Raw genomic sequence first — 13,103 nt, 5'->3', positions numbered from 1 at the left:
ACGTTCAAGGACACACCATGACCGCCATCAACAAGGCAGAGGTCGTCGCGGCCCATGCCCGCGCCGCCAACGATACCGGCAGCCCCGAAGTGCAAGTCGCGCTTCTCACGGCCCGCATCAACGAGCTCACCCCGCACTTCAAGACGCACGCCAAGGACCACCATGGCCGTCGCGGCCTGCTGCGCATGGTGAACCGCCGCAAGAGCCTGCTGGCGTACCTGAAGGACAAGGACGCCGAGCGCTACACCGCGCTCATCGGCAAGCTCGGCCTGCGCAAGTAAAGACGCAGGGGTCAGGGGCTGGGCGCCGGGGAGCAGGGAGACAGCCCTTTCCTCGCGCCAAGCCCCTTTGTCATTTCATCGAGCGTCGGTTCCGGACACAAGCCGTGTCATTCCTCAGGGGTTGCCGGGCAACCGGGGTGCATCCCCCAGCCCCTCAGGAATGGCATTCGTGTTCGACCCGCTCCCAACCCAACCAGGAGTCAGGAACATGAGCATCTTCAACAAGGTCACCAAGACCTTCCAGTGGGGCAGCCACACCGTCACGCTCGAAACCGGCGAGATCGCGCGCCAGGCCTCCGGCGCCGTGCTGGTGAACATCGACGACACGGTCGTGCTCGCCACGGTGGTCGGCTCCAAGACCGCCAAGCCCGGGCAGGATTTCTTCCCGCTCACCGTCGACTACATCGAGAAGACCTACGCCGCCGGCAAGATCCCCGGCAGCTTCTTCAAGCGGGAAGCCAAGCCCAGCGAGCTGGAGACGCTGACCAGCCGCCTGATCGACCGCCCGATCCGCCCTCTGTTCCCGGACGGCTTCTACAACGAGGTGCACGTCGTCATCCACACGGTGTCGCTCAACCCCGAGGTCGACGCCGACATCGCCGCCATGATCGGCACCTCGGCCGCGCTGTCCATCTCCGGCATCCCGTTCAATGGCCCCATCGGCGCCGCCCGCGTGGGCTACGTCAACGGTGAGTACGTGCTGAACCCCGGCCCCAGCGCCCGCAAGGTCAGCGATCTCGACCTGGTCGTCGCCGGTACCGAATCCGCCGTGCTGATGGTCGAGTCCGAGGCCAACCAGCTGTCCGAAGAGGTGATGCTGGGCGCCGTCGTCTTCGGCCACGAGCAGGGCAAGATCGCCATCAACGCCATCCATGAACTGGTGCGCGAAGCCGGCAAGCCCGTGTGGGACTGGCAGCCGCCGGCCAAGGACGAGGGCTTCATCGCCACCGTCACCGGCCTGGCCGAGGAGAAGATCCGCGCCGCCTACCAGATCCGCAGCAAGCAGGCCCGCACCCAGGCGCTGCGCGAAGCCACCGCGGGCGTGAAGGCCGCGCTGGCGGAGCAGGGCGTTGCGTTCGACCCGATCAAGGTCGACAACCTCCTGTTCGAGATCGAGGCCCGCGTCGTGCGCGGCCAGATCCTCTCCGGTGAGCCGCGCATCGACGGCCGCGACACGCGTACCGTGCGCCCGATCGAGATCCGCACCGGCGTGCTGCCGCGCACCCATGGCTCCGCGCTGTTCACGCGCGGCGAGACGCAGGCGCTGGTGGTCTCCACCCTCGGCACCGAGCAGGACGCCCAGCGCATCGACGCGCTGGCCGGCGAGTTCCATGACCGCTTCCTGTTCCACTACAACATGCCTCCCTTCGCCACCGGTGAAGTGGGCCGCATGGGCAGCACCAAGCGCCGCGAGGTCGGTCACGGCCGCCTGGCCAAGCGCGCGCTGATCCCGCTGCTGCCCAGCAAGGAAGAGTTCCCGTACGTGATGCGCGTGGTCTCCGAGATCACCGAGTCCAACGGCTCGTCCTCCATGGCCTCGGTCTGCGGCGGCTGCCTGTCGCTGATGGACGCCGGCGTGCCCATGAAGGCGCACGTGGCCGGCATCGCCATGGGCCTGATCAAGGAAGCCAACCGCTTTGCCGTGCTGACCGACATCCTGGGCGACGAGGACCACCTCGGCGACATGGACTTCAAGGTCGCCGGCACCGTCAACGGCATCACCGCCCTGCAGATGGACATCAAGATCCAGGGCATCACGAAGGAGATCATGCAGGTCGCCCTGGCGCAGGCCAAGGAAGCGCGCATGCACATCCTGGGCAAGATGCAGGAAGCCCTGGGCGAGGCCAAGACCGACGTGAGCAACTTCGCGCCGCGCCTGTACACGATGAAGATCAACCCCGAGAAGATCCGCGACGTGATCGGCAAGGGCGGCGCCGTGATCCGCGCGCTGACCGAGGAGACCGGCACCCAGATCGACATCGGGGAAGACGGCACCATCACCATCGCCTCCACCGACGCCGACAAGGCCGCCGAGGCGAAGAAGCGCATCGAGCAGATCACCGCCGACGTCGAGGTGGGCAAGGTCTACGAAGGCCCGATCACCAAGATCCTCGACTTCGGCGCGCTGGTCAACCTGCTGCCCGGCAAGGATGGCCTGCTGCACATCAGCCAGATCGCCCACGAGCGCGTGGAGAAGGTCACCGACTACCTGAGCGAAGGCCAGGTGGTGAAGGTCAAGGTGCTCGAGACCGACGAGAAGGGCCGCGTGAAGCTGTCCATGAAGGCGCTGACCGAGCGCCCGGCCGGCATGCCCGAGCGCGAGCCGCGTGAGCCCCGCGAAGGCCGCGGCCCGCGCGAAGGCCGCGAGCCGCGCGAGTTCCGCGAGCCGCGCGAGGCGCGTGAACCCCGTGAACCGCGCGAGAACCGCGAGCGCGCCGAGCGTCCGCTGCCTGCGCAGCAACCGGCCGAGGCCGGTGGCGGTGATGCCGCGGCCGCACAGGCCCAGCAGCAGCAGGCTTCCGGCGGCGACGCGCAGCAGGCCTGAGCCCCGGAGCGACGCGGATGCGCGCGATCGAGATCAGCCAGTACGGCGCCCCGGCGGTGCTGCGCCTGGCCGACCGGCCCGACCCCGTGGCCGGCCCCGGCGAGGTGCTGATCCGCGTGGCCGCCAGCGGCGTGAACCGGCCTGACGTGCTGCAGCGCACCGGGAACTACCCGGTGCCGCCCGGCGCCTCGGACATCCCCGGCCTGGAGGTCGCGGGCGAGATCATCGGCGGTGACGCCGCCGCGATGGCGGCCGCGGGCTTCGCAGTGGGCGACGCGGTGTGCGCGCTGGTCGCTGGCGGCGGCTATGCCGAGCTGTGCGTGGCCCCGGTCGGCCAGTGCCTGCCGGTGCCTGCGGGGCTTGATGCCGTGCAGGCGGCCTCGCTGCCCGAGACCTTCTTCACCGTGTGGAGCAACGTGTTCGACCGCGGCCGCCTGCAGGCTGGCGAGACCCTGCTCGTGCAGGGCGGCACCAGCGGCATCGGCGTGACGGCGATCCAGATGGCCAAGGCCCGGGGCGCCCGCGTGATCGCCACGGCTGGCAGCGAAGCCAAGTGCCAGGCCTGCCTGGAGCTGGGCGCCGACCACGCCATCAACTACCGCACGCAGGACTTCGCCGAGGAGGCGAAGCGCTTCACCGACGGCCGTGGCGTCGACGTGATCCTCGACATGGTCGCCGGCGACTACGTCGCGCGCGAGGTGGAGTGCCTGGCCGAGGACGGCCGCCTGGTCATCATCGCGGTGCAGGGCGGGGTGAAGAGCGGCTTCAATGCCGGGCTGGTGCTGCGGCGCCGACTGCTCATCACCGGCTCCACGCTGCGGCCGCGACCGGTGGCCTTCAAGAGTGCCATCGCTGCCGCCCTGAAGGCGAACGTGTGGCCGCTGCTGGCCGCCGGCGCCGTGAAGACCGTCATCCACAGCCGCTTCCCCGCCGCGGAGGCCGCGCGGGCGCACGAGCTGATGGAGTCGAACCAGCACATCGGGAAGATCGTGCTCACCTGGTGAGGCGCATGCCATGACCACGAAGAAGAAACTTGTCGCCGGCAACTGGAAGATGAACGGCTCGCTCGAGGCGAACGACGCGCTGGTGCGCGCCGTGGCCGCGGGCCTGGGCGACGCGCGCTGCCAGGTGGCCGTGTGCGTGCCCGCGCCCTATCTGGCGCAGGTGCAGATGCTGCGTGCCGGCTCGGCACTGGAACTCGGCGCGCAGGACGTCTCGCCGCACGCGGCGGGCGCCTACACCGGTGAGATCTCGGCGGCCATGCTGCGCGAGTTCGGCGTGCGCTATGCCATCGTCGGCCATTCCGAGCGCCGCCAGTACCACGGCGAGACCGATGCGCTGGTGGCCGAGAAGGCCAAGGCCGCGCTGGCCGGCGGCATCACGCCCATCGTCTGCGTGGGCGAGACGCTGGCCGAGCGCGAGGCCGGCCGCACCGAGGAGGTGGTCAAGCGCCAGCTCGCCGCGGTGATCCACGTCAACGGCCACTGCATCAGCGAGATCGTCGTTGCCTATGAACCCGTGTGGGCCATCGGCACCGGCAAGACGGCCACGCCCGAGCAGGCGCAGCAGGTGCATGCCCTCTTGCGAAAGCAGCTGGCCGCCGCCACCTCCCACGCGGCGCGCGTGCAGATTCTCTACGGCGGCAGCATGAATGCCGCCAACGCGGCCAGCCTGCTGGCCCAACCCGACATCGATGGCGGGCTGATCGGTGGGGCCTCCCTGAAGGCCCCCGATTTCCTGCAGATCATTGCCGCCGCCAGTGCCGCCCAGGCCTGAGGTGGCTCGCGAAAGAACTAGGAGTAATTGAATGAATGTCCTGTTGACCCTGCTGCTGGCCGTGCAGATCCTGACCGCGCTCGGCATGATCGGTCTCATCCTGCTGCAGCATGGCAAGGGCGCCGACATGGGCGCTGCGTTCGGCAGCGGCTCCTCCGGCAGCCTGTTCGGCGCGTCCGGCAGCGCGAACTTCCTGTCGCGGTCCACGGCCGCGCTGGCCACCGTGTTCTTCGTCAGCACCCTGGCCCTGGCCTACTTCGGTGGCTCGCGCCCCGTCAGCTCCGGCGGCAGCGTGCTCGAGCGCACGGCGGCCCCGGCGCCGGCCGCGGCGGCCTCCGCGGCGGCACCGGTGAACCAGATTCCGGGCCTGGGCGCGCCGCTGCCGGTGCCTGTCGCACCCGCTCCCGCGGTGGGTGCTTCCGGCGCCGCCTTGATCCCGACCAAGTAAGCGTCGCGCAAGACCTCTGTTGCGCCGCAATATGGGGTCTGAATCGGAGTACACTCCGTGGTTGTCCGGATAGCCGTGTTCCCTCTGGGAATGCACACCTCAAGCCCGTCCGGGCAACCGTTAGAAAAAGCCGTCGTGGTGAAATTGGTAGACACGCTATCTTGAGGGGGTAGTGGCGAAAGCTGTGCGAGTTCGAGTCTCGCCGACGGCACCAAGACAAGAAAGCCTGCCGGGCCATGAGCCCGCAGGCGACCTGCGCGGACCCTGCCCCAGATGAACCTCGACCAGTACCTCCCTGTCCTCCTGTTCATCCTCGTCGGCATCGGCGTCGGCGTGGCCCCCCAGGTGATCGGCTGGGTCGTGTCGGGCTTCATCGGCGTGCGCAAGCCCGACGCCGAGAAGAATTCCCCCTACGAATGCGGCTTCGAGGCCTTCGAGGACGCGCGCATGAAGTTCGACGTGCGCTACTACCTCGTCGCCATCCTCTTCATCCTGTTCGACCTGGAAATCGCCTTCCTCTTCCCCTGGGCCGTGGCGCTGCGCGACATCGGCGCCGTGGGCTTCTGGGCCATGATGGTCTTCCTGGCCATCCTGGTCGTGGGCTTCATCTACGAATGGAAGAAGGGCGCGCTGGACTGGGAGTGATCCCGTCGCACCGCAGTACCGCACAAGGAATCCCGCCATGAACAACCCGGCCATGCTGGACAAGGGCGTCGTCACCACCACGGTGGACACGGTGATCAACTGGGCCAAGACCGGCTCGCTCTGGCCCATGACCTTCGGGCTGGCCTGCTGCGCGGTGGAGATGATGCACGCGGGCGCCGCCCGCTACGACATCGACCGCTTCGGCATGCTGTTCCGCCCCAGCCCGCGCCAGAGCGACCTGATGATCGTCGCCGGCACGCTGTGCAACAAGATGGCGCCGGCGCTGCGCAAGGTGTACGACCAGATGGCCGAGCCGCGCTGGGTGCTCTCCATGGGCACCTGCGCCAATGGTGGCGGCTACTACCACTACAGCTACTCCGTGGTGCGCGGCTGCGACCGCATCGTCCCGGTGGACGTGTACGTGCCGGGCTGTCCGCCCACGGCCGAGGCGCTGCTGTACGGAATCATCCAGCTGCAGCAGAAGATCCGCCGCACGCAGACCATCGCGCGCACCTGAGGCCAGACGATGCATCCAGCCCATTCCCTCGACCCCGAGGCCCTGAAGAACACCGTGGCCGCCGCCCTGGGCGAGCGCGCGCGGCGCGTCGACCTGCGGCTCGGCGAGGTGACCGTCGAGGTCGCCGCCGCTGACTACCTGGAGGCCGCGCGCACCCTGCGCGACGCGCCCGATTGCCGCTTCGAGCAGATCATCGACCTGTGCGGCCTCGACTACTCCGAGTACGGCGCCGGCACCTGGGAAGGCCAGCGTTTCGCCGTGGTCTCGCACCTGCTGTCGGTCAGCCTCAACCAGCGCGTGCGCCTGCGCGTGTTCGCGCCCGACGACGACCTGCCGGTGGTCGACTCCGTCACCGGCGTCTGGTCGGCGGCCAACTGGTTCGAGCGCGAGGCCTTCGACCTGTACGGCATCGTCTTCGAGGGCCACGACGACCTGCGCCGCATCCTCACCGACTACGGCTTCATCGGCCACCCGTTCCGCAAGGACTTCCCGATCTCCGGCCACGTGGAGATGCGCTATGACCCCGAGAAGGGCCGCGTGATCTACCAGCCGGTCACCATCGAGCCGCGCGAGATCACGCCCCGCATCATCCGCGAAGAGAAGTACGGGAATCTATGACATGGCCGAAATCAAGAACTACACCCTGAACTTCGGCCCGCAGCACCCGGCCGCGCACGGCGTGCTGCGCCTGGTGCTCGAGCTCGACGGCGAAGTAATCCAGCGCGCCGACCCGCACATCGGCCTGCTGCACCGCGCCACCGAGAAGCTGGCCGAGACGCGCACCTACATCCAGTCGCTGCCCTACATGGACCGCCTGGACTACGTGTCCATGATGGCCAACGAGCACGCGTATTGCCTGGCCATCGAGAAGATGCTGGGCATCGAGGTGCCCGAGCGCGCGCAGTACATCCGCGTGATGTTCGCCGAGATCACCCGCCTGCTGAACCACCTGCTGTGGCTGGGCTGCCACGGGCTGGACTGCGGCGCGATGAACATGCTCATCTACTGCTTCCGCGAGCGGGAGGACCTGTTCGACATGTACGAGGCGGTCTCGGGCGCGCGCATGCACGCGGCCTACTTCCGTCCGGGCGGCGTCTACCGCGACCTGCCGGACGCCATGCCGCAGTACAAGGTCAGCAAGATCAAGAACCAGCGCGCCATCGACGAGCTGAACGCCAATCGCCAGGGCTCGCTGCTCGACTTCATCGACGACTTCACGAAGCGATTCCCGAAGTACGTGGACGAGTACGAGACGCTGCTCACCGACAACCGCATCTGGAAGCAGCGCACCGTGGGCATCGGCGTGGTCACGCCCGAGCGCGCGCTCGCCATGGGCTTCACAGGCGCCATGCTGCGCGGCTCCGGCATCGCCTGGGACCTGCGCAAGCAGCAGCCCTACGACGTGTACGCGAAGATGGATTTCGACGTGCCGATCGGCAAGACGGGCGACTGCTACGACCGCTACCTCGTGCGTGTCGAGGAGCTACGGCAGTCCAACCGCATCATCGAGCAGTGCGTGCAGTGGCTGCGCGCCAACCCCGGCCCGGTGATCACCGACAACCACAAGGTGGCGCCGCCCAGCCGTGAGGCCATGAAGAGCAACATGGAGGAGCTGATCCACCACTTCAAGCTCTTCTCCGAAGGCTTCCGCGTGCCCGAGGGCGAGGCCTATGCCGCCGTGGAGCACCCCAAGGGCGAGTTCGGCATCTACATCGTGAGCGACGGCGCCAACAAGCCGTACCGCCTGAAGATCCGCGCGCCGGGCTTCCCCCACCTGGCCGCCCTCGACGAGATGGGCCGCGGCCACATGATCGCCGATGCCGTGGCCATCATCGGCACCATGGACATCGTGTTCGGAGAGATTGACCGATGAGCACCGGAATCACCGAGGCCACCCGTGCGCGCTTCGCGCGCGAGGTCGCCAAGTACCCCGCCGACCAGAAGCAGTCCGCCGTGATGGCCTGCCTGGCCATCGTGCAGCAGGAACTGGGCTGGGTCAGCCAGGAGAGCGAGCAGGTCATCGCCGACTACCTGGGCATGCCGCAGATCGCCGTGCACGAGGTCACGACGTTCTACAACATGTACAACCAGCAGCCGGTGGGCAAGTACAAGTTGAACGTGTGCACCAACCTGCCGTGCCAGCTGCGTGACGGCCAGAAGGCGCTGCACCACCTGGAGCGCAAGCTCGGCGTGAAGATGGGCGAGACCACGCCGGACGGCCTGTTCACCCTGCAGCAGAGCGAATGCCTGGGTGCCTGCGCCGATTCGCCGGTGATGCTGGTGAACGACCGCACCATGTGCAGCTTCATGAGCAACGACAAGCTCGACCAGCTCGTCGACGGGCTGAAGGCCGCGGAGGGCGCGAAGTGAATCCCCAGCAAGTGCTTGCCCAGTTCGCCGCCACCGGCGTGCAGACCTGCTTCCACGGTCGCCACATCAGCCCGCAGATCTACAAGGACCTGGACGGCACGAACTGGCGGCTGAAGGACTACGAGGCCCGCGACGGCTACGCCGCGCTGAAGAAGATCATCGGCGAGGGCCTCACGCAGGATCAGGTCATCGCCACGGTGAAGGAATCCGCCCTGCGTGGCCGCGGTGGCGCGGGCTTCCCCTCGGGCCTGAAGTGGAGCTTCATGCCGCGGCAGTTCCCGGGGCAGAAGTACCTGGTGTGCAATTCCGATGAGGGTGAGCCGGGGACCTGCAAGGACCGCGACATCCTCATGTACAACCCTCACATCGTGATCGAGGGGATGATCATCGCGGCCTACGCGATGGGCATCAACGTGGGCTACAACTACATCCACGGCGAGATCTTCCAGGTCTACGACCGCTTCGAGGAAGCCCTGGAAGAGGCGCGTGCCGCCGGCTACCTGGGCAACGGCATCCTCGGCTCGTCGTTCAACTTCCAGCTGCACGCGGCGCACGGCTTCGGCGCCTACATCTGCGGTGAAGAAACGGCCCTGCTGGAGTCGCTGGAGGGCAAGAAGGGCCAGCCGCGCTTCAAGCCGCCGTTTCCGGCCAGCTTCGGCCTGTACGGCAAGCCCACCACCATCAACAACACCGAGACCTTCGCCGCGGTGCCCTGGATCATCCGCAACGGCGGCCAGGCCTACCTGGAGTGCGGCAAGCCCAACAACGGCGGCACCAAGATCTTCTCGGTCTCGGGGGATGTCGAGCGGCCCGGCAACTACGAGATCCCGCTGGGCACGCCGTTCGCCAAGCTGCTCGAACTCTGTGGCGGCGTGCGCGGCGGCCGCAAGCTCAAGGCCGTGATCCCCGGCGGCTCCTCGGCCCCGGTGCTGCCGGCCGAGATCATGATGAATTGCACGATGGACTACGACTCCATCGCCAAGGCCGGCTCCATGCTGGGCTCGGGTGCCGTCATCGTGATGGACGAGACGCGCGACATGGTCGAGTCGCTCAAGCGCCTGTCCTACTTCTACATGCATGAGTCCTGCGGGCAGTGCACGCCTTGCCGCGAGGGCACGGGCTGGCTCTGGCGGCTGGTGGATCGCATCAGCCACGGCCAGGCTACGCCGGCCGACATCGACCTGCTGAACAACGTGGCCGACAGCATCATGGGCCGCACCATCTGCGCACTGGGCGATGCCGCCGCGATGCCGGTGCGCGCCATGATCAAGCACTTCCGCCACGAGTTCGAGGCGAAGATCGCCGCGGCGGCCAGCCCCTCACCCCAACCCTCTCCCCAGAGAGGCGAGGGAGTCCAAGCATGATTGAAATCGAACTCGACGGCCAGAAGGTCCAGGTGGCCGAAGGCAGCATGGTGATGCATGCGGCCGAGAAGGCGGGCACCTACATCCCGCACTTCTGCTACCACAAGAAGCTCTCCATCGCGGCCAACTGCCGCATGTGCCTGGTCGACGTGGAGAAGGCGCCCAAGCCCATGCCGGCCTGCGCCACGCCCGTCACCAACGGCATGATCGTGCGCACCAAGAGCGACAAGGCGATCAAGGCCCAGCAGTCGGTGATGGAGTTCCTGCTCATCAACCACCCGCTGGACTGCCCCATCTGCGACCAGGGCGGCGAATGCCAGTTGCAGGATCTCGCCGTGGGCTACGGCGGTTCCTCCTCGCGCTACACGGAAGAAAAGCGCGTGGTGCCGCACAAGGACGTCGGCCCGCTCATCTCCATGGAGGAAATGAGCCGCTGCATCCACTGCACCCGCTGCGTGCGCTTCGGCCAGGAGATCGCGGGCATCATGGAACTGGGCATGGTGCACCGCGGCGAACACTCCGAGATCACCACGGTGGTGGGCGACACGGTCGACTCCGAGGTCTCCGGCAACATGATCGACCTGTGCCCGGTCGGCGCGCTCACGAGCAAGCCGTTCCGCTACAGCGCGCGCCCCTGGGAGCTGTCGCGCCGCAAGTCGGTGAGCCCGCATGATTCCACCGGTGCCAACCTGATCGTGCAGGTCAAGAACAACAAGGTGATGCGCGTTCTGCCGTTCGAGAACAACGACGTCAACGAATGCTGGCTGGCCGACCGCGACCGCTTCTCCTATGAGGCGCTCAACGGCCCCGAGCGCCTGACCGCGCCCATGCTCAAGCAGGGCGGCGAGTGGAAGACGGTCGACTGGCAGACCGCGCTGGAATACGTCGCCAACGGCCTGAAGCAGGTCAAGGCGGAGCAGGGCGCCAAGGCCATCGGCGCGCTGGTGAGCCCGCACAGCACGGTGGAGGAGCTGTTCCTCGCCGCGAACCTGGTGCGCGGCCTGGGCAGCGAGAACATCGACCACCGCCTGCGTCACGCCGAGTTCGCGCCCGCCGAGGGCGTGCGGTGGCTGGGCACGAGCATCGCCTCGCTGTCCACGCTGCAGCGTGCGCTGGTGGTGGGCTCGAACCTCCGCAAGGAGCACCCTCTGTTCGCGCTGCGCGTGCGCGCGGCGGTGCGCGCGGGTGGCCGCGTGAGCGTGATCCACGATGCCGCCGACGACTGGGCCATGCCCATCGCGCAGCGCGTCACCGTGCCGGCCGGCGACTGGGTGCGCGTGCTGGCGGACGTCGCCTCCGCCATTGCCGCTGAGACGGGCGCGCAGGCCCCCGTGCAGGGACAGGCCACGGATGAGGCCAAGGCCATCGCCACCTCGCTGCTGGGCGGCGAGCGCAAGGCCGTGCTGCTGGGCAACGCTGCCGCGCATCACGCCAATGCCTCCTCGCTGCTGGCGCTGGCCAACTGGATCGGTGCGCAGACCGGCGCCACTGTGGGCTACCTCACCGAGGCCGCCAACACCGTGGGCGCGCAGCTCGTCGGTGCCGAGCCGGGCGCCGGCGGTCTGAATGCCGGCCAGATGCTCGCCGGCGGCCTGAAGGCCGTGCTGCTGCTGAACACCGAGCCGGCCTTCGACGCCGCGGGTGGCGCCCAATCGGCCGCCACGGTCGGCCAGGCCGACATGGTCGTCACCCTCAGCCCGTTCAAGGCCAACATGGACATCAGCGACGTGCTGCTGCCCATCGCGCCCTGGACCGAGACGCCGGGCACCTTTGTCAATGCCGAGGGTCGCGTGCAAGGCTTCCACGCGGTGGTCAAGCCGCTGGGCGAAGCGCGCCCCGGCTGGAAGGTGCTGCGCGTGCTGGGCAACCTGCTGGGCCTCAAGGGCTTCGAGTTCGAGTCCACGCAGGACGTGCTGGCCGCCGCGCGCGGCGCCGCCGACTGGCAGCAGCCGCTGGTGCAGGGCGGCCGCCTGAACAACGCCACCAGCGCCGCGATCCGCACTGGCGGCACCACTGGCCGCCCGGTGACCGCCGCGATCTACCAGCTCGATGGCGTCGTGCGCCGCGCGCCCTCGCTGCAGCAGACGGCCGATGGCCGCGCCGCGGGCGCGCAGGCCCGGGAGGTGACGGCATGATCGACACGCTGTACGGCTTCGGCCATGGCCTCATCGGCGCCACCTGGTGGACCGGCCTGGGATGGCCCGTGATCTGGAACCTGATCAAGATCGTCTGCGTCGTCGCCCCGCTGATGGGCGCGGTGGCCTACCTGACGCTGTGGGAGCGCAAGGCCATCGGCTGGACGCAGGTGCGTCCCGGCCCCAACCGCATCGGTCCCTTCGGCCTGCTGCAGCCCATCGCCGACGCGCTGAAGCTGCTCACGAAGGAAATCATCCTGCCGACGGTGGCGCACAAGGGTCTGTTCCTGCTGGGCCCCATCATGACCATCATGCCGGCGCTCGCGGCCTGGGTGGTGGTGCCTTTCGGGCCGGACATCGCGCTGGCCAACATCAACGCCGGGCTGCTGTTCCTGATGGCGATCACCTCGCTGGAGGTGTATGGCGTCATCATCGCCGGCTGGGCCTCGAACTCGAAGTACGCGTTCCTGGGCGCGCTGCGCGCCTCGGCGCAGATGGTGAGCTACGAGATCGCCATGGGCTTCTGCCTGGTGGTGGTGCTCATGGTGGCGGGCAGCCTGAACATGACCGATATCGTCATGAACCAGGCCAAGGGCATGTGGGCCGACATGGGCCTGAACTTCCTGTCCTGGAACTGGCTGCTGCTGCTGCCGATCTTCGTCGTCTACTTCATCTCCGGCCTGGCCGAGACCAACCGCCACCCGTTCGACGTGGTGGAGGGTGAGTCCGAGATCGTTGCCGGCCACATGATCGAGTATTCGGGCATGAGCTTCGCCATGTTCTTCCTGGCGGAGTACGCCAACATGTGGCTGGTGTCCATCCTGGCCGTCATCATGTTCCTGGGCGGCTGGCTGCCTCCGATCGACTCGGCGCTGTTCAACTGGATCCCGGGCTGGATCTGGCTGGCCGCCAAGACCTTCGCGGTGGTCACGCTGTTCCTCTGGGTGCGCTCCACCTTCCCGCGCTACCGCTACGACCAGATCATGCGCCTGGGCTGGAAGATCTTCATCCCGGTCACGCTG

At 67.9% G+C, this 13,103-nt stretch carries 13 protein-coding genes and 1 tRNA gene; all 14 read left to right on the top strand.

The window, feature by feature from the left end; translation table 11 throughout:
• Positions 1 to 17 precede the first annotated feature (17 nt).
• Positions 18 to 281 carry a 30S ribosomal protein S15 gene (gene rpsO, locus ACE3T5_RS06300; RefSeq protein WP_374665616.1) on the top strand — a complete coding sequence of 88 codons (264 nt, stop codon included), beginning with the start codon at positions 18 to 20 and terminating at the stop codon, positions 279 to 281.
• A 208-nt stretch (positions 282 to 489) separates the two neighbouring features.
• Positions 490 to 2,826: a polyribonucleotide nucleotidyltransferase gene (gene pnp, locus ACE3T5_RS06295; RefSeq protein ID WP_374665614.1), complete on the top strand. Its 2,337-nt coding sequence runs from the start codon at positions 490 to 492 to the stop codon at positions 2,824 to 2,826.
• 17 nt (positions 2,827 to 2,843) lie between these two features.
• Positions 2,844 to 3,830, top strand: coding sequence for an NAD(P)H-quinone oxidoreductase (locus tag ACE3T5_RS06290; RefSeq protein ID WP_374665612.1), 987 nt, complete (start codon positions 2,844 to 2,846; stop codon positions 3,828 to 3,830).
• Between the two features lie 10 nt (positions 3,831 to 3,840).
• Complete coding sequence (gene tpiA, locus ACE3T5_RS06285; protein WP_374665610.1) at positions 3,841 to 4,602, top strand: triose-phosphate isomerase; 762 nt, start codon at positions 3,841 to 3,843, stop codon at positions 4,600 to 4,602.
• Between the two features lie 31 nt (positions 4,603 to 4,633).
• Positions 4,634 to 5,050 carry a preprotein translocase subunit SecG gene (secG, locus tag ACE3T5_RS06280; protein WP_374665608.1) on the top strand — a complete coding sequence of 139 codons (417 nt, stop codon included), beginning with the start codon at positions 4,634 to 4,636 and terminating at the stop codon, positions 5,048 to 5,050.
• Positions 5,051 to 5,179: 129 nt separating this feature from the next.
• Positions 5,180 to 5,264: transfer RNA gene (locus ACE3T5_RS06275), tRNA-Leu, on the top strand.
• A 59-nt stretch (positions 5,265 to 5,323) separates the two neighbouring features.
• The gene (locus ACE3T5_RS06270; RefSeq protein ID WP_374665606.1) at positions 5,324 to 5,695 is read left to right on the top strand and encodes an NADH-quinone oxidoreductase subunit A; all 372 of its coding nucleotides are present in this window, start codon (positions 5,324 to 5,326) and stop codon (positions 5,693 to 5,695) included.
• Between the two features lie 37 nt (positions 5,696 to 5,732).
• Positions 5,733 to 6,212, top strand: coding sequence for an NADH-quinone oxidoreductase subunit B family protein (locus ACE3T5_RS06265; RefSeq protein WP_374665604.1), 480 nt, complete (start codon positions 5,733 to 5,735; stop codon positions 6,210 to 6,212).
• 9 nt (positions 6,213 to 6,221) lie between these two features.
• Positions 6,222 to 6,830: an NADH-quinone oxidoreductase subunit C gene (locus ACE3T5_RS06260; protein WP_374665602.1), complete on the top strand. Its 609-nt coding sequence runs from the start codon at positions 6,222 to 6,224 to the stop codon at positions 6,828 to 6,830.
• A gap of 1 nt (position 6,831) precedes the next feature.
• On the top strand, positions 6,832 to 8,085 hold the full coding sequence (locus ACE3T5_RS06255; RefSeq protein ID WP_374665600.1) for an NADH-quinone oxidoreductase subunit D: 1,254 nt from the start codon (positions 6,832 to 6,834) through the stop codon (positions 8,083 to 8,085).
• A complete protein-coding gene (nuoE, locus tag ACE3T5_RS06250; RefSeq protein ID WP_374665598.1) occupies positions 8,082 to 8,582 on the top strand; it encodes an NADH-quinone oxidoreductase subunit NuoE in 501 nt (166 codons plus the stop codon). The genes ACE3T5_RS06255 and nuoE overlap by 4 nt, the downstream gene beginning before the upstream one ends.
• Positions 8,579 to 9,946 carry an NADH-quinone oxidoreductase subunit NuoF gene (gene nuoF / locus ACE3T5_RS06245; protein WP_374665596.1) on the top strand — a complete coding sequence of 456 codons (1,368 nt, stop codon included), beginning with the start codon at positions 8,579 to 8,581 and terminating at the stop codon, positions 9,944 to 9,946. The genes nuoE and nuoF overlap by 4 nt, the downstream gene beginning before the upstream one ends.
• Positions 9,943 to 12,081 (top strand): NADH-quinone oxidoreductase subunit NuoG, encoded by a 2,139-nt coding sequence (gene nuoG, locus ACE3T5_RS06240; protein WP_374665594.1) that lies wholly within the window; start codon positions 9,943 to 9,945, stop codon positions 12,079 to 12,081. The genes nuoF and nuoG overlap by 4 nt, the downstream gene beginning before the upstream one ends.
• The coding region (gene nuoH, locus ACE3T5_RS06235) for an NADH-quinone oxidoreductase subunit NuoH (RefSeq protein ID WP_374665592.1) at positions 12,078 to 13,103 on the top strand (1,026 nt) is incomplete at its 3' end. The genes nuoG and nuoH, both read left to right, overlap by 4 nt.

It is taken from the genome of Ramlibacter sp. (genome assembly GCF_041916345.1).
Classification (GTDB): Bacteria; Pseudomonadota; Gammaproteobacteria; order Burkholderiales; family Burkholderiaceae_C; genus Ramlibacter.
The sequence above is the reverse complement of the archived record's forward strand: the minus strand, read 5'-3'. Positions and strand labels throughout refer to the sequence as shown.